Genomic DNA, 24222 nt, shown 5'->3' on the forward strand with positions numbered 1-24222 from the left:
CAGGGCGCCGGTTCAGGGTGCGGTCGAGGCGGTGCGGATGGCGCCCGGCGCCTCTCCCATCGCCACGACGTGCGGGGTGACGCGGCTGCCCGGACGGGCGTGCTGCAGTCCGTTGACGACGATGCGCTCGCCGGGCTCCAGCCCGCTGCGCACCACCCGCAGCCCGCCCTGGGCGGGGCCGGGGACGATGATGCGGTAGCCGACGGTGCCGTCCTCGCCGACCACCAGCACGAACTTCTTGTCCTGGTCGGTGCTGATGGCGCGGTCCTCGACCATCAGCGCCTCGTGCGGGTCGCTGCCGCCGACGCGGATGCGGGCGTAGAGGCCGGGGACCAGCTTCCCGTCGGCGTTGTCGAAGCGGGCGCGCACGCGGATGGTGCCGGACTGCGCGTCCATCCGGTTGTCGACATGCTCGACCGTGCCGGTGCGCGAATAGGCCGCCTCGTTGGCCAGGCCCAGCTCCACCGGCACGCCGGCGTTGTCCTTCACCCCGGCGATGTGGGTCAGGTAGGTCTGCTCGTCGACGTCGAAGGAGGCGTAGATGGGGGAGACCGAGACCAGCGTGGTCAGCGGCGCCGATGCGGCGCCCGCCGCCACCACGTTGCCCAGCGTCACCTCGGCGCGCGAGACGCGGCCGGAAACCGGGGCGCGCACCTGGCTGTGCTCCAGGTCGATGCGGGCGATCTCCAGGGCGGCCTGGGCCGCCTTCAGGTTGGCCGCCGCGGCGCGGGCGTCGTTCTCCTTGCTCTCCAGCGACTGGCGCGAAATGGTGTCGTCGCGCACCAGCCGGCGGGCGCGCTCCAGGTCGGACGCGGTGAAGCGGACGCGCGCCTCGGCGGCGGCGACCTGCGCCTCCTGGCGCGAGACCTCGGCCTCGAAGGGGCGCGGATCAATGGTGAACAGCACGTCGCCCTGGCGCACCAGCGCGCCGTTGCGGAAATGCACGGCGGTGATGGCGCCGGCGACCTGCGGCCGGATCTCCACCCGGTCGACGGCCTCCAGGCGTCCCGAATAGGACTGCCAGTCGGTGATCTTGCGCACCACCACCGGGGCCACGTCGACCTCCGGCGGCGGCGGGGCGGCGGCCGCGGCCTGCGGGGCGTCGGCATGGCCCTGGGTGACCAGGATCCCGGCGCCGCCGCCGGCGACGGCCACCGCGGCGAGGAGGAGAAGGGCGAACTTGGAACGGGACTTCGACATGGGAGGCGTCTCCGGTACGGGAGGAATTGAATGGGGGTCAGGCGCGCGCCGGCGTCAGCCGGCGGCGGAAGAAGCTGGTCACGGCGGCCAGCGCCGGCCGGTGGCCGGGCAGGGCGTCGTGGGAAATGGCGGGAAAGCGCGTCACCTCGGTCGGCACGCCGGCGGCGATCAGGCCGGCGGCGTACTGCTCGGCCTCGGTGCGCAGCAGGTCGTTCTGGGCGGTGACGATCAAGGCCGGCGGCAGGCCGGCCAGCCGGCAGGACTCCAGCGGTGCCGCGTAGGGGTGCATCCGCTGCGCCGCCTCCGGCAGGTAGGCGCGGTAGCAGCGCGCGCAGTCGGCCATGGTGGGGTCGAACAGCCGCGACACCTCGTCGCCGACCGGGTTGCGGCTCGCCCGCGTCAGGCTGGGGTCGAGCATCGGGCCGAGCAGGGCCTGGGCGGAGATGGCGACGCCGCCGAGGTCGCGGGCCAGGAAGGTCAGCGAGGTGGCGACATGCCCGCCGGCGTCGTAGCCGGCGACGCCCAGGCCGCCGCGGGCGATCCCCAGGCCGCGCGCCTCGCCGGTGGTCCACAGCGCGGCGCGGTAGGCATCATGGGCGGCGGTGGGGAAGGGGTGGGCGGGGGCCAGCGAATAGCCGACCGACACCACCACCGCCGGCGTCGCCGCGGCGATCGCCGAGGCCGTCTCGTCGGCCTCCTCCGGCGAGCCGGAGGTGAAGCCGCCGCCGTGCAGGTAGAGCAGGGCCGGCACCGCCAGCCCGATCAGCGGACGGTACAGCCGCAGGCGGATGTCCTGGGCGTGGCCGGCGATGGTGCGGTCGTCGACCGCCAGCGGGCAGGGCGCGCCCGCCGCCAGATCCTCGCCCTTCGCCCGAGAAGACCGTCCCGTGACCCGTCCCATCGCCTGCCGGTGCCGCAGCACCCCTCCCGCATTGCACTGCGGTAGAGTGTCGCGTCTCGGGGCGTACGAATAAATACCGCGTCAACGGCAACACAATTCGCCGGATACGAACAATGGACGGTGAGTGTTCGCCCCCTCCTAACCTCCCCCGCTCCGCGGGAGAGGGACTGCCGCCGCCCTTCCGAACAAGCGCTTACCCCCTCTCCCGCGAAGCGGGGGAGGTTAGGAGGGGGCAAGGTCAGCGCGTGATGTGCTCTCAAACCACGCACAGGCAGGCGCCGTCGGCGTCCATGGCGACGGAGTCCACCGCGACCGGCACCGCCTTCTCCATCCGCCCGCTCCGCTTGGCCTCGCCGCGGCAGGCGTCGAGCGGCACGTCCTCGCCCTGCATCAGCGGGCAGCGCTCGAAAAGCTCGGCGATCCAGTCGACGAACACCCGCACCTTCGGCGACAGGTGGCGGTTCTGCGGATAGAGGGCGGAGATCGGCATCAGCGCCGGCCGCCATTCCGGCAGGATCTCCACCAGGGCGCCGCTGCGCAGGTGGGGAAGGGCCATGAAGCGGGCGGCCTGGACGATGCCCAGCCCCTCGACGCCGCAGGTGACGTAGGCGTCGGCGTCGTTGACCGACACGGTGCCGGCCATCTTGACCTCGACCTCCTCGCCGTCGCGCTCGAAGCTCAGTTCGTGGACCTTGCCGGTGCGGGTGAAATACTTGACGGCGACGTGACGCTCCAGCTCCTCCAGGCTCCGCGGCATGCCATGGGCGGCGAGATAGTCGGGACTGGCGCAGGTCACCGGGCGGAAGGCGCCGACGCGCCGGGCGATCAGGCTGGAATCCTGCAGCTCGCCGACGCGCAGCACGCAGTCCACCCCCTCCTGGATGAGGTCGATCGGCCGGTCGCTGAGGCCCAGCATCAGCTCGATGTCGGGATAGGCGTTGTGGAACTCGTGGATCGCCGGGATGATCACCAGCCGGCCGATCGACCCCGGCATGTCGACGCGCAGCCGCCCGCGCGGCGTCTTGCGCGCGCTGGTGAAGGAGGATTCGACCTCCTCGATCTCCTGCAGGATGCGGGTGGCCCCTTCCAGGTAGGCGGCGCCGTCCAGCGTCAGGTTCAGCTTGCGCGTCGTCCGCTGCAGCAGCCGCACCCCCAGAGACGCCTCCAGGTTCTGGATCGTCGTGGTGACCGAGGCCCGCGGCAGGCCCAGCGTGTCCGCCGCCTTGGAGAAGCTGTTGACCTCCACCACCCGAACGAAGACGCGCATCGCGTGAAGCTTGTCCATGTCCGACCTGTCCCGTCCTGTCTGTCCTGCCGCCACCCGCGGCGACTGCCTGCCGGCGACCGCGGTGCGGCCGATGCATCCCGCCGTCACCGGTGGCGAAGCCGCTATTTAACCACGGGTGACGCCGCTGTCGATCATCCGGACGGACATGGCTGGTGTCGCGACGGGTACCGGCACTGCGTCCGGGCGGGGCGGCCGCCACGGCTATCGCATATGGCGATAATCGCCCTCTCCCGCCCCGGGAGAGGGAGGGGACCCACGAAGTGGGGAGGGTGAGGGGGTGTTCCAAGACCCCGGAACCGCAGGGTTTCTTGCATCACCCCTCACCCTTCCCATGCTCCGCATGGGCCCCGAGGTCGCTCGCAAGGCTCGCGACCGCATTCCACCTACGACTGCCTTGCAGTCGTCCGGCCTGCGGCCGTCGGTTCCATGCCCTCTCCCGGGGCGGGAGAGGGAGCCATATGCGATTGCCCTGGGGCGGGGCGCTATGGTTCGTTGTATCCGCTCGGGGTGATGTGCAACTCGTAGCGGCTGGGGTCGTTCTCGAAGATCAGGCCGCCGTAGCGCGACGAATAGGGCGGCAGGTAGTCGAAGGTGGTCTCCGCCGTCTCGACCACCCTGTCGCCCGACTTCAGTTCGCCCTGGACGCGCAGGCCGGCGGCGGTGGCGCTGGTCTCGTTCTTCACCTTGAAGCGGACCGTGAAGGCATGGCTGCCCGCCTGGGTTCCCACCGCAGCGACGCTGATGTCCCCGGGCACGGCGCTGCCTTCCCGCAGGCCGTACTGCACCATGTAGCCGATCATCGCCGCGATCAGCAGCACGCCGAAACCGGCCGCCACCCATTCCCAGGGCGAGGTCGGCGGCGCATGCTCCTGCTGCCCGTCGCCCCGGGAAGCATCCTCCTGCCGGCGGGCGCCGGCCGACTCGCTGTGCATCGCCATGGAAGGCACTCCCGTCTTGCCGTCACAGTATCAGGCGGGCCGACGCGGCCCCGATGGCGCAGGGGAAGCCGAGCACCACGGTGGCGCTCAGGATCTCCGCGACGCCGGTGCCGTCGGTCCGGCCGAAGGTCCAGAGCAGAAAGAGGCAGATCGCCAGCACCAGGACGTAGCCGACGACGGTGAAGCGCAGGAACAGGCTCCAGAAGCCGACGCCGGGGCGCGGCTTCGACCCGCCGGGAAACTCCACCGCATAGACGAAGCCGTGCATCAGCACCAGCGACAGCACCAGAAGCGCGATCTCGCGCCACGGGTCCATCATGTAGGACAGCAGCACCATTTCCTCGGTCGGGGCGACGTTGAAGCCGAGGAACAGCGCCCCGACGCCCATCAGGAACAGCTCCTGCCCGTAGGTCATCGACGCCTGGCGCTGCGTGCTCTCGGGCGTCTTCTCGCCGAGCTGGTCGCGGGCCAGCATGGCGCCGATGGCGGCCGGGAAGCTCTGCAAGGCGATCTTGCCGACGATCTCGCGCGCCGGCATGTCGACGGTCAGCACCTTGAAGATGAACAGGATGACAGTCGACATCACCACAGCCACCGCGATGGCGACGAAGGCGTCGGCGACGTCGTCGCGCAGGCTGGCGTTGACCTTGAAGCCGCTGACCACCGACAGGCCGACCAGCAGCGGAATCATGAGCGTCAGCAGCAGGGCCAGCCGCCAGGGGCTCATGTAGAAGCCGATCCACCACATCTCCATGGTCATCAGCATGGGCAGCGAGAAGATCAGCGCGCCGGCGAAGGCCCGCGCCAGCCCGACCAGGAAGGACCGGTTGTCCTCGTAGGACGGTTTCTCCCCTGCCGCGTCACCGGCGGTCATGCGTCGCCTCCGGACGGTTCTGCCATCGTCGCTTTCGACAACGCCGCGGACGGCCGGCAGGTTTCCCGGAGAAAGTCGGACGGGCGGGATAGAAAGGCGGACCCCGAAAGGCGGAGGGGCCGTCCCTCACCGGTCCTGCCGAACTTGCGCATGGTTGATCAGCGCCACCAGCCCGACGCCACCCAGCACGTTCCCGATCAGCGACGGCAGCAGGAAGCCGAAGGCGTAATCGCCCCAGCCGATCGGGCCGGCCATGACCGCGAGGGACACCTCCGCCGACCCGGCGACGACATGGGCGAACTTGCCGAGCGCGATCAGCCAGGTCAGGGCGACGATGACGAAGAAGCGCGCCTGCCCGACGGCCGGCGTGATCCACACGAGCAGCGCGATCAGCCAGCCGGCGAGCACGCCGTGCAGCAGCGTCGTCATGAAGCCGGAGCGTGCGGCGGTCTTCCCGAGCTCGACGAAGGCGGCGCGCATGGGTTCGGAAAAGGCCTCCGTCCCGGCGGCGAAGGCGGCGAACAGCAGCGTGCCGGCGATGTTCGCCGCGAACACCAGGACCCACAGCCGCAGCACCTGCAGCAGCGACCGCGTCGACCAGCGGTGGAGCAGCGGCAGGATCACCGTCAGCGTGTTCTCGGTGAACAGTTGCTGGCGGCCGAGGATGACGATCAGGAAGCCGAAGCAGTAGCCGAAGCTGGCGATCAGCGGCCGCCACGGCTCGTCGGGCAGATGGGTCGTGATCAGCGCCTCGCCGACCATCGAGAACCCCATCGACAAGCCGGCGGCCAGCCCCGACCACAGCAGCGAGGAGGCCGGCCGTTCCAGTTCCTGCTGCCCTTCGACGCGGATGGCCTCGTGCAGGATCAGGGCGGGGGGATTGGACCGCTCCTTGACCTCGTCCTGCTGGTCCCGGTCGAGGCCGCTGTCGCTGGCGTCTGGCACTGGTGTTGTCTCCCGTTCCGGCTGGGGCGCGGCGGATCGATCCGGCAGCCGCCGTCACGGTAAACAAAAAAACGGTGGAAAGTGGCCAATCGCCTCTTCCACCGCGTCAGAAATCTGTTGGGAAGACGGAAAATAAACTTTCGTAAAGTCAGTGCGCCCGTTGGGTGTGGAGCCCGCCATTGTTGGAGTCTGCGAGGCCGCGCCGTCCATTCGGCGACAGTGCCGCCAACAGGCCCAATCGTCTTGCGACGTCGTCGATCCGGGCATCGAGCATCTTGCGGAGATACGGTGAAGTTTCGGCCCTGACAAGTAGGGATTCCTGCTCCAGCTTTTGCAGCAGCATCTCCAGACGCTTGCATTCTTCGGCGGAATAAGTGGTGTAGCCTCCGCTAATAGGAATCATTCCCCCCTCCTATACAATGAACTGTCTTTGAAACATTAGTGTCTGAACAATGTGTCGTTGCACAGGCGTGGAGCATGGTTACTGCCGAAGCGTGTGCTCCCACCTCCAATTTGGAGGCTTTTCTCGCGCTCAAGCTGTCCTTCCGTGGCCTTGCGGGAGGGGCGTCAGCCCTGCATCGCCTTGGCAAGGAACTCGTCGACCAGCCGGGCGACGGTTTCGCTGTGCAGGTCGTCGAGGCGGAGGGTCGCCACATCGGTCGTCTTCACCGGGGTCAGGAAGTTCTGCGAGACCGAGGTGGTCCCGTCCTCCCCGACATGGATGGTCATGTAGGCGCGCGGCGCCGCCTTGTCGGTATCGCGTGACACGAAATGGACCACCGCCCGCGGCATCTCGTGGAGCAGGTTGACGTCCTCCTGGAACCAGACGGTCCCGACCTCGCGGACGATCGGCTGCCGGGAGTCGACGATCGGCAGGATGATGCGGTCGTGCAGGTCGCGGATCTGCTCCAGCACCGTCCGCTTGCGGCCATCGCGGTCGCCGTCGTCGTCGCAGAAGCGTGCGGTGGCCTCCTGCCGGCCGGCGGCCATCATCCGCCGGGTTCGCACCACGGCATCGACCAGTCGGCTGGTGGCATCGGAGCGCATGGGGGACCATCCTTTCGTCGAACCGGCTGCAACGCCCGCGTCACCGGCCCTCCGCCGGCAGGTTGCGCCCCGTCGGGGCGGACAGCTCGCCCGCCGGCTCCACCGTCCTGGTCAGGTAGTCGGTCGCCGCGAGGGCGAACAGGATGCCCAGCCAGAACAGCCCGGCCGCGGCGGCGGCGCGGGTGAGGGCGGAGGCGCGGAACAGCTTCATGAACACCGCCAGCACCAGCAGCGCCTTCCCCGCCGAGATGCCGAGCGCCACCGCGACGTTCAGCGGGCCGCTCATCGGCACGTAGGCGAGGGCCAGCGTCGCCGCCAGCAGCGCCAGCAGTGCCACCCAGGTGAGCAGCAGCGCGCGCGGCAGGCCCTTCGGAGACGGTGACTTCATGGGCCGCTCCGTCCGACCAGATAGATCAGCGGGTAGAGGAAGATCCAGACGATGTCGACGAAGTGCCAGTAGAGCCCGGTGACCTCCACCGGCGTGTAATAACGCTCGGAAAAGGCGCCGCGCCAAGCCCGCACCATCGTGACGGCGATCAGGCCGATGCCGATCGTGACGTGGATGCCATGGATGCCGGTCAACATGAAATAGAGGAAGTAGAACAGCTCGACCGCATGCGCGTTCGGGCCCTCCTCGCGGAAGTTCAGCCCCGGCACCAGATGCTCGGTCCACTCCTGGTGGTACTCGACGCCCTTCAGCGCCAGGAACAGCAGCGCCAGCAGCGCGGTGGCCGCCAGCAGCCACGCCGTCGGCCGGCGCCGCCCGTGCTCGGCGGCATTCACCGCCCAGGCCATGGTGAAGCTGCTGGTCAGGAGCACCACGGTGTTCACCGACCCGATGAAGATCTTGGTGTGGCGGCCGGCCTCGGCGAAGCCCGCGGGAAAGCTGCCGCGCGCCCAGGCATAGGCGAGCAGCATCCCGCCGAAGAACAGCACCTCGGTGGCCAGGAACACCCACATGCCGAAGGACGCCGCTTCCGCCTGCTGCGCCATCGTCGCGTACTGGGGTTCGGGCGAGGGATCGGGCCAGGGCTCCCGCCGTGCGTCAGACATCCTGGGGCTCCGGCTCCGGCCGGTACTGGTAGGGTGGCCGCGTGACGGTGGGCGTCCGGTCGAAATTGTGGGTGGGCGGTGGCGAGCTGGTCTGCCACTCCAGGCCGGTCGCCGCCCACGGGTTGGCGCCGGCGCGCTGGCCGCGGAACAGCGACCAGCCCAGGTAGAAGAAGGGCAGGACGTAGCCGACCGCCAGCACCGAGGCGCCGGCCGAGGAGAAGATGTTCCAGAGCTGGAATTCCGGCGCGTAGGAGAAGTAGCGCCGCTGCATGCCGAGATAGCCGAGGATGAACTGCGGGAAGAAGGTCAGGTTGAAGCCGAAGAAGATCAGCAATGCCGCGATGCGCGCCCACCATTCATGGTAGAGCCGCCCCGTCACCTTGGGCCACCAGTAATGCAGCCCGGCGAAATAGGCGCTGACCATGCCGCCGACCATGATGTAGTGGAAATGGGCGACGACGAAGTAGGTGTCGGTGACGTGGACGTCGAAGGCCAGGTTGGCGAGGAACAGCCCGGTCAGCCCGCCGATGGTGAACAGCCCGATGAACCCCAGCGCATAGAGCATCGGCGCGTCGAAGCTGATCCAGCCCTTGTGCAGGGTGGCGGTCCAGTTGAACACCTTGATCGCCGACGGCACCGCGATGACGTAGCTCAGCAGCGAGAAGACCAGCCCGGCGTAGAGCGAGATGCCCGCGACGAACATGTGGTGCGCCCACACGAAGAAGCCGATCACCGAGATGGTGATGCTCGACCACACCACGAACTTGTAGCCGAACAGCGGCTTGCGGGCGAAGCAGGGCACCACCTCGCTGATCACGCCGAAGCCCGGCAGGATCATGATGTAGACCGCGGGGTGGGAGTAGAACCAGAACAGGTGCTGGAACAGTAGCGGGTCGCCGCCCAGCGCCGGGTCGAAGATGCCCACCTGCAGCAGCCGCTCCACCGCCACCAGCGCCAGCGTGATCGCCAGCACCGGTGTCGCCAGCACCATGATGATCGAGGTCGCGTAGTTCGACCAGACGAACACCGGCAGCCGGTACCAGGTCATGCCCGGCGCCCGCATCCTGTGGGTGGTGACGATGAAGTTCAGCCCGGTCAGGATCGACGAGAAGCCGGCGGTGAACACCGCCGCCAGCGCCAGCACGACGTAGCCGTTGGAGTACATCGACGAGAAGGGCGTGTAGAAGGTCCAGCCGGTGTCGACCCCGCCGATGACGATGGCGAACAGCGCCAGCAGCCCGGCCGCCATGTAGAGGTACCAGCTCAGCAGGTTCAGGCGTGGAAAGGCCAGGTCCTTGGCCCCGATCATCAGCGGGATCAGGAAATTGCCCATCGTGTTGGGGATCGACGGGATCAGGAAGAACCAGACCATCACGATGCCGTGCAGCGTGAACAGCCGGTTGTAGACGTCCGGCGTGAAGATGCCGGGCGGCGTCACCAGGTTCAGCCGGATCAGCGTCGCCGCGGCGCCGCCGACGAAGAAGAACAGGGTGATCGACAGGGTGTAGAGGATGGCGATCCGCTTGTGGTCCCTGGTCAGCAGCCAGGACCGCAGGGTGACGCCGCCCTCGGTCAGGTAGTTCCTGGTTCCGACGACGGGCTCGTCCGTCTTTCCGGTCACGGTCGCGGTGGTCATCGGGCGTCCTTTTCCGCGCTGCCGGCCGGGGGGCCGGCCTGCTTGCCGCCGGCCGGGGGGCCGGCTTCTGTGTTTCCGGCCGTCCTGTCGGCCAGCGACTTGATGTAGGCGACCAGCTTCAGCAGCTCGTCCTCGCCGATCTGCCCGGCGAAGGACGGCATGACCGGCGGATAGCCGGCGGCGATCTCCGACCTCGGCAGCAGGATCGAATCCCGGATGTAGCGGTCGTCGGCGATGACGGTGCCGCCGCCCTCCAGCGGGACCGGGCGGCCGAACAGGCCCTCCAGCCGCGGTGCGTGGACGGTGCTGGCGGCACCATGGCAGCCGCTGCAGCCATACTGCCGGAACAGCGCCTCGCCCTCCTGGGCGAGGCTGGGCCCGGCGCCCTGGCCGTCCAGCCAGCGCTGGAAATCGGACGGCTCCATCACGACGACGCTGCCGCCCATCCGGGCATGGTAGGTGCCGCAGAACTCGGCGCAGTACAGCGGGTATTCGCCGACCTCGGTCGGGGTGAACCACAGCGTCTCGTAGCGGCCGGGCACGGCGTCCTGGCGGATGCGGAAGGCCGGGATGGCGAAGTCGTGGATCACGTCCTGCGAGGTCAGCACCAGCCGCACCGGCCGGCCGACGGGCACATGCAGGCTGTCGATCTCGCGCTGGCCGCCGGCATGCTCGATCTTCCACATCCACTGCTTGCCGACGACATAGACGTCGGTGGCGTCCGGCGGCGGCCGGTGGATGCGGATGTAGAGGTCGGCACCCCAGAAATAGAGGGCGAGGAAGGCGGCGAAGGTGGCGGCGGTCCAGGCGGCCTCCAGCCGCCAGGTGCGGCCCAGCCGGTTGCCGCGCTCGACCTTGCTGTTCGCCCGGTAGCGGACGCAGAAGGTGATCATCAGCCCGAAGACCAGCAGCAGGATGAAGCCGCTGGTGCCGACCAGCGCCGCGAACAGCCAGTCCATGTCGGCGGCATGGCTCGACGCGGTGGCGGGGAGGATCTGCATGCTTCCCATGGCGGCGGTCACGGCCTCCCCGTCCGGCGGGCGGCGCGGGCGATCACCAGCCCCAGCGCCAGCACCGACAGCGCGCCGGTCGCCTGCATCAGGCGGCCCACCGCGGCGTTGTATCTGCCCTCTGCCGGATCGTAGCCGTAGCACAGCAGCAGGATATGGTCGGCGACCGAGCCGACGGCCCCGCCCGCGGCGTCGACCAGCCCGAGCCGCAGGTCCATCGGGTCGTAGCCGACGCCCAGGATGTAGCGGGAGACGGTTCCCCCCGGCGATACCAGCACCACGCCCGCCGGATGGGCGTACTGGCCGGTCGCCTCGTCGCGGCGGTAGGGGAAGCCGGCCGCCCCGGCGAGGCGCGCCACCTCCCGCGGCTCGCCGACCAGCGCGTGGATGGCGCCGGCCAGCCGCGGGTCGCGGTCGAAATGCCGGTCCAACAGGGCCCGGGCGTCGGCCGGCCGATCCTCCGGGTCGATGCTGACCGCCATCACCTCGTAGTCCTTGCCAGGGGACAGCGGCACGGTCCGCAGCGCCGCCGCCAGGTCGCCCAGCACCACGCCGCACAGCGTGGTGCAGCGGAAATAGTCGAACACCAGCACCAGCGGCCGCCCGCGGTCGAACAGGCTGCCGGTCGCGACCTCGCGCCCGCCGCCGTCGCGCAGCACGACGTCCCGCGGCAGCCGCGCGCCCGGATGCTGGTCGAAGGCCAGATCCGCGAAGCCGGACGGCAGCAGGGCGGACGGCGTGCCGAGCGCCGCCGCCGGAGCGGCCGGCATCCAGGCGGCCAGCATCCAGAGGGCCAGGGCAAGGGCCTGGATCGTCCTCATCGCCGCCCCTCCCGCCCCGCATCCGCCCGCGCATCCCGTCGCGCATCCGCCGGCCAATCGGGGATGCCCCGCTCGGCGATCCGACGCATCGCGTCGGCGATCGGGACATGGACGATGCCGCGCCCGCGGTCGATCCAGCCGAAGCCCGCCAGCCGGTCCATCGCCTGCGCCTTGTAGCGCTGGAAGTCGGCGGGGGGATCGACCTGCAGCGCCGGCTCCGGCATCGGGACGGATAGCGCCTTATGCTCCTTCCCGGTGGCGTCCGGGAAGATCAGCAGCAGCGCCACCACCACCAGCCCGAGCAGCCCGGCCGCCAGCGCGCCCAGCAGCAGGATCAGCCAGGGCGGCGTGTCGCGCGTCTCGAAGCGGGTGGCGGGGGTGTGCCGCTCCGCCTCCCCGGCGTCGGGCGGGCGTCCACCGCCCCGGCGGCGGCCGGGCAGCAGGGCCGCCGCCAGCGCGGCGATGCCGGTGCGCCTCGGGCGGTTCATGCGCGCGGACTCATCCATGGCGGGCTCCGTCCGGCAAGGCCGCGGGGGCGGCGACGTGGCCGTCCGCCGCCCGGGCCGGCGCACGCCCTGCTCCCCGGCGGCCCAGCCGCCGGAGGAACACCGCCGCCCCGGCCCCGCCCATCGCCAGCGCGGCGGCCGGGGCGAACCAGGTGAAGCCGCCCTCCAGCCCCGGCAGGATCAGCCACCAGCATTCCATCAGGTGCGCCGCCAGCAGCAGGGCGCAGACCGCGGCCAGACCGCGGCGGCTGCGCTTCACCGGCCACCAGACCAGGGCGAGGAAGGGCACCGCCCCCTGCGCCAGCGCACCCAGCACCGCCGTCCAGCCCCAGCCGCCGGCCAGCCGCCGGACGTACCAGGTGATCTCCTGCGGCAGGTTCTCCTGCCAGACGATCAGGAACTGCATGAAGGACAGGTAGAACCACAGCAGGACCGCCGCGATCAGCAGGCTGCCCAGGTCGTTCCTTTGGCCAGGATCCACCCGCCCGCCATCCACCCTTCCTCCATCCGGCCGCCCGCCAAGAACGGCCGCCAGCGTCGCCAGCGCCAGCGCGCCCAGCAACTGCCCGCTGATGATCATCATCCCGTAGATGCTGGAGCCCCAGTCCGGCTCGACCGACATCATCCAGTCGACGGCGGCGAAGCTGCCGGTCAGGCCCAGCAGGATCAGCCCCGGTGCCGCGACGGGGTTGGCGCCGGTGCCCGGGCGCCGCAGCGCCGCCCACGCCAGCAGCAGCCACACCACCGCGTAGGTCGCCGCGCGCGCAAGGAAGAACGGCGTGTTCAGGTAGAACTGGTTCCTCAGATGCGCCGCCTCCTCGGGGCGCGCCCAGGGATAGATCTGGGGGAGCCAGACCAGGACCGGCAGCAGCAGCAGCAGCGCCAGCGGCAGCGCCGCGACCATGGCGCGCAGCGGCGGCACCGCCGCGGCACCCCAGCGCCCGCCGGTCAGGTCGTGGGCGAACAGCAGCATCATGGCGCCGAGCGGCAGCCCGATCCAGAAGGCGAGCGAGGCGAGCCAGCCCCGCAGCACCGCCTGCGGATCGACCAGCGCACCGGCGGCGCAGGCCGCCCCACCGGCCGCCGCCAGCAGGAGGGAGAGGGCGAGGGACGACCGGCATCTCATTTCAGCGCCTCCCGTGCCGCTGGCGGCAGGCCGGGCGGCAGGTCGGCCGCCGCGGTGTTCTGGCTGGCCTGCAACGCCCGGATATAGGCGGCGATGGCCCAGCGGTCATCCGGCCCGACGCGGTCGGCGTAGGAGTACATGGCACCCCAGCCGTTGGTGACGACGTCGTAGAAATGCCGGGTCGGCGCCGTGCGCAGGGCGTCGCCGTGGAAGGAGGGTGGGTGCGGGAAGCCGCGCCGCACGATCATGCCGTCGCCGTCGCCGGCATAGCCGTGGCAGGGCGTGCAGTAGATTTCGTAGCGCTCGCGGCCGCGTTCCAGCAGCGCCGGCGTCAGGGCGGGGGGCGGCTGCGCCACGTCCTCCCGCGCGATGGCGTCGGCGGGCGGCACCGGCGGCCAGGACTTGCGGTCCGGGTCGCCGTCCGCCGTCCGCCCGGCCGGGGTCCATGTCTTGTCGCGCGGCTGTTTGGCCATGTTGTCGCAAGCCCCCAGCAGCGCCGCGGCCAATAGGAGTACGGCCGGCAGGAGGATGGCCGTCAGGAGGGCGGGCGCGGCCCGCGCGGTCATGCCGGCACCTCGTCGATGCGGACGCCCTGGCCCTCGGGCAGCAGGGTGTGCAGAAGCGCGCGGTCGTCGCGGCCCTCGCGTGCGGCGATCCAGATCAGGAAACGGTCCTGCGAGGCTTGCTCGAACCCCGGCACGTCGAAGATCGGGTCGTAGGGGCGGGGCAGGCGGCAGGCGGCGCAGAAGGCCAGCAGCCCGGCCAGCAGCATGCACAGCGCCGAGATCTCGAAGGTGCTGGTGCTGAAGGCCGGCCAACTGTTCAGCGGCCGTCCGCCGATGTTCAGCGGATAGCTCACCGCCATGCCCCAGTATTGCAGGAAGAAGCCGCCGATCCCGCCCAGCACGCCGGCGGCCGCGACCACCAGCGGCAGGGCCGCCCGCTTGCGGCCCAGCAGCTCGTCCACCTCCTCCACCGCATAGGGGCTGTAGACCTCCAGCCGCGAGAAGCCGGCCTGCCGCAGGCGGCGCAGCGCCTCCAGCATGGCGTCGGGATGGTCGAAGGCCGCGACCGTCCCGCGGAGCGCATGGCCGGTGCCCCGGCCGGTGTGGTCGCGGTGCGATGCGGGGCGGGCGGTCATCGGCCGTCTCCCGCCGTCTTCTTGTGGATCAGCTCGCGCAGTTCGAACATCGAGACCATCGGGATGAAGCGCAGCAGCAGGAAGAAGCCGGTCAGGAACAGCCCGACCGACCCGGCCAGCGTCGCCCAGTCCCAGACGGTGGGGACGAAGATGAACCAGCTCGATTCCGAATGGTTGCGGTGCAGGCTGCCGACGACGATGACGAACCGCTCGATCCACATGCCGACGACCACGCCCAGCGCCACCAGGAACAGCAGCGGCTGGTTCCGGCGCACCCGGCGGAACCACAGGAGTTGGGGGATCACGCCGTTGAGGACGATCTTCGCCCAGTACCAGGGGGCGTAGTAGCCGCCGAGCTGCGCCATCACCTGGATGATGTCGGCCCTCTCCCCCCGGTAGAAGGGCATGAACACTTCCATCAGGTAGCAGTAGGACAGCAGCAGGCTGGCGGTCAGCATCAGCCGGGCCAGGACGTCGACATGGCGCGGCGTGATGACGCCGTGGAGATCGAGCGCGCGGCGCAGCGGCATCACCAGCATCAGCACCACCGCGAAGCCCGACAGCGCGGCGCCGAAGACGAAATAGGGCGGGAACTGCGTCTCGTGCCAGCCCGGCGTCAGGCCGCCGGCGAAGTCCAGCCCGACGATGCTGTGGATGGAGCAGACCAGCGGCGCCATCAGCGCGGCCAGGATCAGGTACAGCATCTTGAACTGGCGCCAGTGGCCCGACGATCCCTGCCAGCCCATCGCCATCACGCCGTACAGCAGCCGCTGCCAGCGCCGCCGCGCCCGGTCGCGCAGGGTGGCGAGGTCGGGGATCAGCCCGACATACCAGAACAGCACCGACCCCATCACATAGGCCAGGATGGCGACGAAATCCCAGTGCAGCGGGCTGCGGAACTGCGGCCACAGCGACATGGTGTTGGGATAGGGGAACAGCCAGTAGAAATACCACCAGCGCCCGAGATGGATGACCGGCATGATGCCGGCGCAGGCGACGCAGAAGACCGTCATCGATTCCGCGATGCGGCTGGTGGCGCTGCGCCAGTCCGACCGGGTCAGGAAGAACAGGGCGGAGATCAGCGTCCCGCCGCTGGCCATCCCCACCCACCAGACATAGTTGCCGATGGCGAAGCCCCAGGAGATCGGCCAGTCGATCCCCCAGATGCCGACGCCGCGGATGAACAGCCAGCCCAGTGCCACGGCGAACACGCCGAGCAGCGCCAGCGAAAGGCCGAACCCGACCCACCACCACAGCGGCGTGCGCCGTTCCAGCACAAGGTCGCTGACATGCGCGGTCACCGACATCGCCGTCACGCCGGGTTCGATCACCGGGTGCGCGCTGTCCGGCCCGGCGACCGCGTCAGGAGTGGGAGGCATCGTCCCGGCCCTCCGCGATCTCGGGGTTCGGGTTGCGCAGCCGCGCCTGGTAGCTGGTGCGCGGCCGGGTGTTCAGCTCGGTCAGCACGCCGTAGTCGAGCGGGCTCGCCTGGCGCCGGCTGACCGCGCTGTCGGGATCGTTGGCGTCGCCGAAGACGATGGCCTCGGCCGGGCAGGCCTGCTGGCAGGCGGTCTTCACCTCGCCGTCGCGGATCGGCCGGTTCTCGCGGTCGGCGGCGATGCGGGCCTCGCGGATGCGCTGGATGCAGTAGGTGCATTTCTCCATGACGCCGCGCGGGCGCACCGACACGTCGGGGTTCCAGGACAGCGACAGGCGGCTGTCGTCCTCCGAATAGTTGAAGTAGTTGAACCGCCGTACCTTGTAGGGGCAGTTGTTCGAGCAGAAGCGGGTGCCGACGCAGCGGTTGTAGACCATCACGTTCAGCCCGTCGGTGTCGTGCATGGTGGCGCCGACCGGGCAGACCACCTCGCAGGGCGCGTTCTCGCAATGCATGCAGGTCATCGGCTGGAACAGCGTCTGTTCCGGTTCGCCGCGCCCTGCCGCGCCGCCCTCCGTGCCGCTCTCGTACCAGGTGTCGATGCGGATCCAGTGCATCTGCCGGTTCCGCAGCACCTCCTCCTTGCCGACGACCGCGATGTTGTTCTCGGCCTGGCAGGCGGCGGTGCAGGCGTTGCAGCCGATGCAGGAGTCCAGGTTGATCGCCATCGCCCAGGCATTGCGGGGATACTCGTAGGCGGGATAGAGCGACTGCTCCGGCTCCGGGCGCTTGGCGAAGGTCGGGTTCCGCCGGAACTCGTCCAGCGTCGCATGGCGCACGAGGTCGGGGGAATCGATCATCTGGTGGTGCTGGGTCACCGCGAGGCGCCGGATCTTCCCGGTCCGGCGCAGCTCGACCCCCGGCAGTTCCCAGGGATGGTCGCTCGTGCGCAGCCGGAAGGCGTCGAACCCGACGCCGCGGCCGACGCGGCCGGCCACCTTGCGGCCGAAGCCGAAGGGCAGGGTGATGCAATCCTCGGCATGGCCGGGCACCGTCCAGACAGGGGCCTCGACGCTGCCGGCCGCCCCCGTCATCGCCGCCGTCACTGCCACCACGTCCTCGTTGGCGAGGCCGAGCCGCGCGGCGGTGGCCGGGGCCATCAGCACGGCGTTGTCCCAGGTCAGGGTGGTGAAGGGCCGCGGCAGCTCCTGCAGCCAGCCGAGATTGGCGTAGCGCCCGTCGCGCAGCCAGGGGTCGGGGCGGAACAGCGCGGTCGGCGCGCCGCCCTCCGGACCGACCGATGCCGGCGGCAGGCGCCCGGCGAGGCCCGGCGCCACGGACACCGCCGCCTCGGCCGCGGCACTGTCCGGCACCACGCCGCTGCGCACGGCGTCCGCCCAGCGGCGCCCGTCCGCCTCGTCCGTCCCGCCGCCGCTTCCGTCGAACCGCCGCGCCCAGGCGGCGCGGACGATGGCATGGCCGTCCGGCCGCGTCTCTCCGCCCAGCACGGCCAGCAGCTCGTGCGGCGACCAGCCGCCCCACAGCGGCTTCACCTGCGGCTGCAGGATGGTGACGGTGCCATCGAAGGCCCGCGCGTCGCCCCAGCGCTCGAACTCGTGCGCCTCCGGCACATGCCAGGTGCAGTGCATGGCCGTCTCGTCGACCGCGGTGCCGAGATGGACCGAGACCGGCACCGCCGCCAGCGCGGCGGCGAAGTCCAGGTCGGCCGGCGCGGTGAAGACCGGGTTGCACCCCAGGACCAGCAGGGTGTCGACCCGCCCGCCGATCATGTCGGCGGCGAGGCGGTCCAGCGACTCCCCATGGTCGACCGGCTCCGCCTCCACCGGCTCGATGTAGGTCACCGTCCGGCCCGGCGCGCCGAGTGCGGCGTTGATGGCATGGACCAGGGCATGGGTCGCCGCCGGCTGGGCCGGCCCGGCATGGACCAGGACGGCGCCGCGGTTGGCGGCGAGGTCGCGGGCCATGGCGTCGACGGCGGTCGCCATCCGTCCGGGCGCGCCCTGGCGCCACTCCGCCGGCCCGGCGCCCAGCGTGGCGGCGAGCGCCCGCACCACCGCCTCCACCTCGTGCGGGCGCAGGGCGAATCGGTGGTCGGCGCGGGCGCCGGCCAGCGTCGGCACGCTTTCCACCGCGTAGAGGCGGCTCATGCCGCCGACATCGCCCTCCTCCGCGGCGCGGCGGCGGCGCGCGAAGTCGCGGGCGTAGCGCAGGTGGCCGGGGGCGCCGTCGAGGATATCGCTCTCCACCGCCAGGATCACCCTCGCCTGGTCCAGATGCAGCACGCTGTCGACCGGCCGGCCGAAGGCGAGCATGGCGCCGGCCCGCAGCGTGTCGCGCCCGTCCGCTTCCCAGCGGTGCCACTGCAGCGCGGGGAAGCGCTGCCGCAGCGCCCCGATCTGGCCGGCCAGGGTGGGGGAGGTGACGGTGCCGCTGAGGATGCGCAACCCCTCGCCGCCGCGTGCCGCAAGCGCGGCGGCGCGGTCGGACAGCGCCTTCACCAGCGCGTCGGCACCGGCGATCCGCCCGGCCTTCAGCACGGTGCGCGAGCGGTCGGGGTCGTAGAGGTCGAGGATGCTGGCCTGGATGATCGGGTCGAGTGCCCCCAGGCTGGCGGGATGCTCGGGATTGCCCTCCACCTGCACCGGGCGGCCCATCTGGTGGGTGACGATCACGCCGTCGGCATAGCCGCCGCGGGTGACGGCGGTTGCGAAATGCCGGGCGACTCCCGGCACCACGCCGGGGGGGGCCACGACATAGGGGATGGCTTCGTCCGGCGCCTCTCCCCCGCCGCAGCCCGACAGGCCGGCCAGCGCGAAGGAGGCGCCCATCAGCTCCAGGATCCGGCGCCGGCCGACCCGCGCCTCGGCCAGGTCGGGCAGGCCGGGGAACTCGTTGCGCAGCATCTCCAGCACGCGCGGTTCGCCCGCCAGCTCGTCCAGGCTGCGCCACAGCGCCCGGCCGCTCTTTCCGGCCAGCCGCCCCGCGACGTCCCGCGCCAGCCCTGCGGACCGCGCTCCGCCGCGGTCGTCTGCGTCCCGCCGGCTCATCGGTGGCATACCGAGCAGTCGGTCAGGCTTTCGGGATGGATGTGGTAGCGCGCCATCAGCGTCTCGCCCGTGGGCGTCGCGGCGGTCCGCCGCCAGTCGGTGTCGAACACCTCCTCCCGCGGGCGCAGGTTGGGGGCCGGGTTGCGATGGCAGTCGAGGCACCAGCTCATCCGCAGGCTCGCTCCCTTCCAGGTCAGGGGCATGGTGTCGACCGGCCCGTGGCAGGTCGTGCAGCCGACGCCCTTGGCGACATGGATGCTGTGGTTGAAGAAGACGTAGTCGGGCAGGGTGTTGACGCGGTTCCAGCGGATCGGCTCGCCGTCGGCCAGGCTCCGCCGCACCGGCGCCAGGATCTCCGCGTTCGTCCAGATCTGCGAATGGCAGGTCATGCAGGTGTGGGTCGGCGGCAGGCCGGCGTTGGCCGAGACCTCGACCGCGCTGTGGCAGTAGCGGCAGTCCAGCCCGAGGCCGGAGACATGGTGGTCGTGGCTGAACGGCACCGGCTGCGGCACCGCGATGCCCTGCCGCGTCGCGTAGGTGGTGTTGGGAAAGAACCAGGCGCCGCCGGCCAGCGTGACCAGCCCCGCGAGCAGCGCGTACAGCACCAGCTTGGTCGCGATGTTCGCGGCCGGACTGAAGACCCCGGGCATCGCTCAGGCCCCGGCCGGGCCGGCTCCGGCTACGGCTACGGCGGTGGCCTCCCGACGGCCCCAATCCGACCTCTGGCCCGACCTCCGGCCCCAACCCCGGTTCCCATCCCGGTCCTGGCCCATGCCTGCTCTCCCTGTCCTTGCCTGCACCGCCGCAGCGGGCATGGGTGAGGAACGGCTTTGCCGCCGCGTCCCGCCGGTTTCGATCCGGGTCCATCCGCCGGTCACGGTCCAGGCGCCTCTCCCGCGGCCGGGAGCTGCGCAAACGCTTGTTCAGCTTTGCACCGGGCGGCCGATTGGCAATGCCACAGATGGACGACCCTTTTCGGGCCGGGAATTCCGGCACCATCCTTTTTCCCGTCTTCCCGACCGGACGCCTGGAGCCATCCCCCTGCAATCCGCGGGAAATCGGCGCTCCCCGATGAAACCGCCCAGCCCATGCTGCGTTGAACCGGGGAGGCATCGGGTCAACGGCACGGCGGAACGGGACGCATGGCGGTGGGACGGACCGGACGCTACCTCTTGCGGGCCTGCATGCTCGCCGGCCTGCCGGCCGTCCTCGCTGCCTGCGAGGGGCGGCAGTCGGCGCTGGACGCCGCCGGGGCCGCCGCCCGCGACATCCTGGTGACCGGCTGGGCTCTGTTCGTCGGCGGCACGGTCATCTTCCTGGCGGTGATGGGGCTGGCGCTCTACGCCGCCCTGGCGCGGCCGGAACGCTTTCCCGGCCGCCTGTCCTGGGTGGTCGGCGGCGGCCTGCTGTTCCCGGTGGTCACGCTGACGGCGTTGCAGATCCACGAATTCGGGCTGGCCCGTCGCCTCGCCGTCCTGGCGCCCGACCCGGCGCTGGTGGTCGAGGTCACCGGCGTCATGTGGTGGTGGGACGTCCGCTATCATGCGGACGGCGCCGATCCGGTGCGGGGCGCCAACGAGATCGTGCTGCCGGCCGGCCGGCCGGTCGAGCTGCGGGTGACGAGCGCCGACGTCATCCACAGCTTCTGGGTGCCGTCGCTGGCCGGCAAGATCGACATGATCCCCGGCCATGTGAACCGGCTGCCGGTCGTCGCCGAGAGGCCCGGCCTCTACCGCGGCCAGTGCGCCGAATATTGCGGCGCCCAGCACGCCCTGATGGCCTTCGACGTCCGCGTCCTGCCGGCCGGCGAGTTCGACGCCTGGCTCGCCGCCCGCCGCCGCCCGCCGCCCGAGCCGGCGACGCCCGAACTGGCCCGCGGGCGCGACGCCTTCTTCGCCGTCGGCTGCCATGCGTGCCACGCCGTGCACGGCACGGCCGCCGACGGCCTCGTCGGCCCGGACCTCAGCGGCATCGGCGCCCGGCCGTCGCTGGCCGCCGGAACGCTGCCCAACCGGGTGGAGACGATCGCCGCCTGGATCCAGGCCGCCCAGCACATCAAGCCCGAAAGCCGCATGCCGTCCTTCGACGTGATGGACGGCGACACCCTGCATGCCATGGCCGCCTGGCTGGAGAGCCTGAAATGAGCGTGAATCCCACCGGCGGCCGCGACGGCATGCCCAGCCCGCTTCCCCGCCCGGCGGGGGAGGAGACGGCCCTGCGCCGCGTCTGGCGGATGCCGCGCGGCCTGTCGCTGCTGACCGAGCTGAACAACAACATCGTCGGCGTCTGGTACATCGGCACCGCCCTGCTGTTCTTCGCGGTCGCCGGGCTGCTGGCGCTGGTCATGCGGGTCCAGCTCGCGGTGCCGGAGAACGGGCTGCTCGACCACGGCACCTACAACCAGTTCTTCACCGTCCACGGCACCGGCATGATGTTCCTGTTCGCCGTGCCGATCGTCGAGGCCATCGGCGTCTACATGCTGCCGGCGATGCTGGCGGCGCGCGACCTTCCCTTTCCCCGGCTGTCGGCCTTCGCCTTCTGGGCCTATTTCTTCGGCGGGGTCGCCTTCTTCTGCTCGCTGGTCTTCGACGCCGCCCCGGACGGCGGCTGGTTCATGTACCCGCCGCTGACCAGCTACGAATTCTCGCCCGGCATCAACGCCGACTTCTGGCTGCTGGGCATCGGCTTCATCGAGATTTCCGCCATCGCCGGCGCCATCGAGATCGTGGTCGGCATCCTGCGCACCCGCCCGCCCGGCATGACGCTGGACAAGCTGCCGATCTACGCCTGGTCGATGCTGGTGATGGCGGGGATGATCATCTTCGCCTTCCCCGCGGTCATCGTCGCCACCGGGCTGCTGGAGATCGAGCGCGCCTTCCACTGGCCCTTCTTCATCGCCGCCAAGGGCGGCGACCCGCTGCTCTGGCAGCACCTGTTCTGGTTCTTCGGGCACCCGGAGGTCTATATCATCTTCCTGCCGGCCGCCGGCCTGGTGTCGATGATGGTGCCGACGCTGGCCCGCCGGCCGCTGGTCGGCCACAACTGGGTGGTGCTGGCGCTGGTGGGGACCGGCTTCTTCAGCTTCGGGCTGTGGGTCCACCACATGTTCGCCACCGGCATCCCGTCGCTGTCCCTCAGCTTCTTCTCCGCCGCCAGCATGGCGGTAGCGGTGCCGAGCGGCATCCAGGTCTTCGCCTGGATCGCCACGCTTGGGGCCGGCCGCGTGCAATGGACGGCGGCGGCCCACTTCCTGTTCGGCTTCCTCTTCATCTTCGTCCTCGGCGGGCTGACCGGGGTGATGGTGGCGGTGGTGCCCTTCGACTGGCAGGTGCACGACAGCTACTTCATCGTCGCCCACCTCCATTATGTGCTGATCGGCGGCATGGTCTTCCCGGTCTTCGCCGGCCTCTACCACTGGTGGCCGACGCTGAACGGCCGCCTGCTGTCGGAGCGGCTGGGGCGCTGGGCCTTCTGGCTGATGTTCGTCGGCTTCAACGTCGCCTTCTTCCCCATGCACCTCAGCGGCCTGCTCGGCATGCCGCGGCGCGTCTACACCTATCCCGGCGACCTCGGCTGGAACGTGCTGAACCTCGTCTCGACCGTCGGCGCCTTCGTCCTGGCGCTGGGGGTGCTGCTGGTCTTCGCCGACATGGCGCGCAGCGCCTTCGGCGGCGGCCGCAAGTCGCCGCCCAACCCCTGGAACGCCGGCACGCTGGAATGGCTGCCCAACGAGAACTACGCCACCCGCAGCATCCCGCACGTCACCGGCCTCTACCCGCTGTGGGACAATCCGGACCTGCCGCGCGAGGTGGCGGAAGGCGCGCATTTCCTGCCCGGCGCCCCGACCGGCCGGCGCGAGACGATCGTCACCAGCCCGATCGAGGCCAAGCCGCAGTACCTGATGCCGCTGCCCGGCCCCCACTGGGCGCATTTCCTGGCCGGCCTGTTCACCGCGGCGCATTTCCTCTGCCTGACCGTGCAATGGTACTACGCGTCCCTGGTCCCGGCGGTGCTGGCCGTCGCCATGGTGATGTGGTGGCTGTGGGAGCTGGACAAGGGCGCCGACAGCCCGCCGCAGGACGTCGGCGGCGGCTGGCGCGTGCCGGTCTACGTGCAGGGGCCGGCCAACCATTCCTGGTGGGCGATGGTGGTGCTGCTGCTGGTGGACGGCACCGCCTTCGCCTGCCTGGTCTTCACCTATGTCTTCCTGTGGACCGTCAGCCCCGACGTCTGGCCGCAAGCCGGCCAACTGGCCGCTCTCCCCGGCCTGCCCTGGCTGGCCGGCGGGCTGGCGTTGTGGGGGCTGTCGGCGCTGGCCATCGGCTGGGCACGGCGTTCGGTCGACCGCAACCGCCACGGCGGGGTCCGCCTCGGCCTCGGCCTCGCCTGGATCGCCATGGTGGCGGGGGTGGTGGTGGACGCCTGGGCCCAGATCGGCACCGGCCTCAGCGGCTCGGCCAGCGCCTATGGGGCGATCACCTACATGCTGGTGGGCTGGCAGGGCTTCCATGTCGGGGTGATGACGCTCATGCTGGGCTATACGCTGGCGCGGTCCCTTGCCGGGCTGCTGCACGCCGAGCGGCGGGTGACGCTCGACAACACCATGCTGATGGGCTGGTACAGCGCGGCGCAGGGCGGGGCCGCCCTGCTGCTTCTCCACCTGTTTCCCCGCCTCGCCATATGACCCTGCCGTGTGAGGACCGTCATGGCGCATCGCAGCTTCGCCGTCACCTTCGCCGCCCTGATGTCGCCCTTCCTGGTCTGGGCGGCCCATTTCGGGCTGGTCTACGGCATCAACGGCATCATCTGTGCCCGCCACCTGCAGGACGCCCGCCTGCTGGGATACCCGCTGTCGCCGGCCCTGATCGGCATCGTGACCGTTCTGGCCCTGCTCTGGGTCGCGATGCTGATGGCGCGGGCGCTGGGCGGCCATGGCCCCGCCGACCATGTCGCCGCCGAGGATCCCCGCCGCTTCGCCCGCTGGTTCGTGGCGGCCGGCGCCGGGACGGCGCTGGTCGCCATCCTGTGGGTCGCCCTGCCGGCGCTGATGGTGCCGGCCTGCGGCTGAGGCGGGAGGCGGCCGGGGCCGCCCCCCGTGCGGCCTCCTTCGAACCGTCAGGCCGTACCGCCGGTCCACCCCCCCGATGGTGGAGGCAGATGCCGTGCCAAGCGGGGGGTACACCTTGGTGCAGTGACCTTTCCCCCCGGACTTTGCGTAGGGTCGGCAGGCTGAAACCGCTCCGCCCGACCCGGGCCGCAGCGCCGGAGGCGCCGTTTTCAGTAGGCCGAC

General features: G+C 70.8%; 23 protein-coding genes. 3 read left to right on the forward strand and 20 right to left on the reverse strand.

Annotated features, from left to right (window positions below):
* Positions 1-12: 12 nt before the first annotated feature.
* The 20 genes from J2850_RS25560 to J2850_RS25655 form a co-directional block, all read right to left on the reverse strand.
* On the reverse strand, positions 13-1200 hold the full coding sequence (locus J2850_RS25560; RefSeq protein WP_209988302.1) for an efflux RND transporter periplasmic adaptor subunit: 1188 nt from the start codon (positions 1198-1200) through the stop codon (positions 13-15).
* A 37-nt stretch (positions 1201-1237) separates the two neighbouring features.
* Complete coding sequence (locus J2850_RS25565; RefSeq protein WP_209988305.1) at positions 1238-2101, reverse strand: alpha/beta hydrolase; 864 nt, start codon at positions 2099-2101, stop codon at positions 1238-1240.
* Positions 2102-2357: 256 nt separating this feature from the next.
* Entirely contained in the window at positions 2358-3386 is a 1029-nt protein-coding gene (locus J2850_RS25570; protein ID WP_209988307.1) for a LysR family transcriptional regulator, read from the reverse strand.
* Positions 3387-3871: 485 nt separating this feature from the next.
* A complete protein-coding gene (locus J2850_RS25575; protein WP_209988309.1) occupies positions 3872-4327 on the reverse strand; it encodes a TIGR02588 family protein in 456 nt (151 codons plus the stop codon).
* Positions 4328-4349: 22 nt separating this feature from the next.
* Positions 4350-5201: a TIGR02587 family membrane protein gene (locus J2850_RS25580; RefSeq protein WP_209988312.1), complete on the reverse strand. Its 852-nt coding sequence runs from the start codon at positions 5199-5201 to the stop codon at positions 4350-4352.
* A gap of 126 nt (positions 5202-5327) precedes the next feature.
* Complete coding sequence (locus tag J2850_RS25585) at positions 5328-6146, reverse strand: formate/nitrite transporter family protein (protein WP_209988315.1); 819 nt, start codon at positions 6144-6146, stop codon at positions 5328-5330.
* Between the two features lie 148 nt (positions 6147-6294).
* Positions 6295-6549, reverse strand: a complete 255-nt coding sequence (locus J2850_RS25590; protein ID WP_209988318.1) for a hypothetical protein — start codon at positions 6547-6549, stop codon at positions 6295-6297.
* A gap of 164 nt (positions 6550-6713) precedes the next feature.
* On the reverse strand, positions 6714-7193 hold the full coding sequence (locus J2850_RS25595) for a hypothetical protein (protein WP_209988323.1): 480 nt from the start codon (positions 7191-7193) through the stop codon (positions 6714-6716).
* Positions 7194-7233: 40 nt separating this feature from the next.
* The gene (locus J2850_RS25600) at positions 7234-7581 is read right to left on the reverse strand and encodes a cytochrome C oxidase subunit IV family protein (RefSeq protein WP_209988324.1); all 348 of its coding nucleotides are present in this window, start codon (positions 7579-7581) and stop codon (positions 7234-7236) included.
* Positions 7578-8246 carry a cytochrome c oxidase subunit 3 family protein gene (locus J2850_RS25605; protein ID WP_209988327.1) on the reverse strand — a complete coding sequence of 223 codons (669 nt, stop codon included), beginning with the start codon at positions 8244-8246 and terminating at the stop codon, positions 7578-7580. Before J2850_RS25605 ends, J2850_RS25600 begins: the two co-directional genes overlap by 4 nt.
* The gene (ctaD, locus tag J2850_RS25610) at positions 8239-9882 is read right to left on the reverse strand and encodes a cytochrome c oxidase subunit I (RefSeq protein ID WP_209988330.1); all 1644 of its coding nucleotides are present in this window, start codon (positions 9880-9882) and stop codon (positions 8239-8241) included. Before ctaD (J2850_RS25610) ends, J2850_RS25605 begins: the two co-directional genes overlap by 8 nt.
* On the reverse strand, positions 9879-10904 hold the full coding sequence (gene coxB, locus J2850_RS25615) for a cytochrome c oxidase subunit II (RefSeq protein WP_343206897.1): 1026 nt from the start codon (positions 10902-10904) through the stop codon (positions 9879-9881). The genes ctaD (J2850_RS25610) and coxB (J2850_RS25615) overlap by 4 nt, the downstream gene beginning before the upstream one ends.
* Positions 10901-11713: an SCO family protein gene (locus J2850_RS25620; protein ID WP_209988333.1), complete on the reverse strand. Its 813-nt coding sequence runs from the start codon at positions 11711-11713 to the stop codon at positions 10901-10903. The genes coxB (J2850_RS25615) and J2850_RS25620 overlap by 4 nt, the downstream gene beginning before the upstream one ends.
* Positions 11710-12219 carry a hypothetical protein gene (locus J2850_RS25625; RefSeq protein ID WP_209988335.1) on the reverse strand — a complete coding sequence of 170 codons (510 nt, stop codon included), beginning with the start codon at positions 12217-12219 and terminating at the stop codon, positions 11710-11712. The genes J2850_RS25620 and J2850_RS25625 overlap by 4 nt, the downstream gene beginning before the upstream one ends.
* Complete coding sequence (locus J2850_RS25630; protein WP_209988337.1) at positions 12212-13345, reverse strand: hypothetical protein; 1134 nt, start codon at positions 13343-13345, stop codon at positions 12212-12214. The genes J2850_RS25625 and J2850_RS25630 overlap by 8 nt, the downstream gene beginning before the upstream one ends.
* Positions 13342-13911 (reverse strand): c-type cytochrome, encoded by a 570-nt coding sequence (locus J2850_RS25635; RefSeq protein ID WP_209988340.1) that lies wholly within the window; start codon positions 13909-13911, stop codon positions 13342-13344. The genes J2850_RS25630 and J2850_RS25635 overlap by 4 nt, the downstream gene beginning before the upstream one ends.
* Positions 13908-14486 (reverse strand): DUF3341 domain-containing protein, encoded by a 579-nt coding sequence (locus J2850_RS25640; protein WP_209988342.1) that lies wholly within the window; start codon positions 14484-14486, stop codon positions 13908-13910. The genes J2850_RS25635 and J2850_RS25640 overlap by 4 nt, the downstream gene beginning before the upstream one ends.
* The gene (nrfD, locus tag J2850_RS25645; RefSeq protein ID WP_209988345.1) at positions 14483-15865 is read right to left on the reverse strand and encodes an NrfD/PsrC family molybdoenzyme membrane anchor subunit; all 1383 of its coding nucleotides are present in this window, start codon (positions 15863-15865) and stop codon (positions 14483-14485) included. The genes J2850_RS25640 and nrfD overlap by 4 nt, the downstream gene beginning before the upstream one ends.
* Complete coding sequence (locus tag J2850_RS25650; protein WP_209988350.1) at positions 15849-18932, reverse strand: TAT-variant-translocated molybdopterin oxidoreductase; 3084 nt, start codon at positions 18930-18932, stop codon at positions 15849-15851. Before J2850_RS25650 ends, nrfD begins: the two co-directional genes overlap by 17 nt.
* Positions 18929-19582, reverse strand: a complete 654-nt coding sequence (locus J2850_RS25655; RefSeq protein WP_209988356.1) for a cytochrome c3 family protein — start codon at positions 19580-19582, stop codon at positions 18929-18931. The genes J2850_RS25650 and J2850_RS25655 overlap by 4 nt, the downstream gene beginning before the upstream one ends.
* A 492-nt stretch (positions 19583-20074) precedes the next feature.
* Between J2850_RS25655 and coxB (J2850_RS25660) the strand changes: the two genes are divergently transcribed.
* From coxB (J2850_RS25660) to J2850_RS25670, 3 genes are read left to right on the forward strand one after another with little or no spacing between them, the layout of a single operon-like run.
* Positions 20075-21076, forward strand: a complete 1002-nt coding sequence (gene coxB, locus J2850_RS25660) for a cytochrome c oxidase subunit II (protein WP_209988359.1) — start codon at positions 20075-20077, stop codon at positions 21074-21076.
* The gene (ctaD, locus tag J2850_RS25665) at positions 21073-23616 is read left to right on the forward strand and encodes a cytochrome c oxidase subunit I (protein ID WP_209988363.1); all 2544 of its coding nucleotides are present in this window, start codon (positions 21073-21075) and stop codon (positions 23614-23616) included. The genes coxB (J2850_RS25660) and ctaD (J2850_RS25665) overlap by 4 nt, the downstream gene beginning before the upstream one ends.
* A gap of 21 nt (positions 23617-23637) precedes the next feature.
* Positions 23638-24000, forward strand: a complete 363-nt coding sequence (locus J2850_RS25670) for a hypothetical protein (RefSeq protein ID WP_209988366.1) — start codon at positions 23638-23640, stop codon at positions 23998-24000.
* Positions 24001-24222 lie beyond the last annotated feature (222 nt).

Source organism: Azospirillum picis, from assembly GCF_017876115.1.
GTDB lineage: Bacteria > Pseudomonadota > Alphaproteobacteria > Azospirillales > Azospirillaceae > Azospirillum > Azospirillum picis.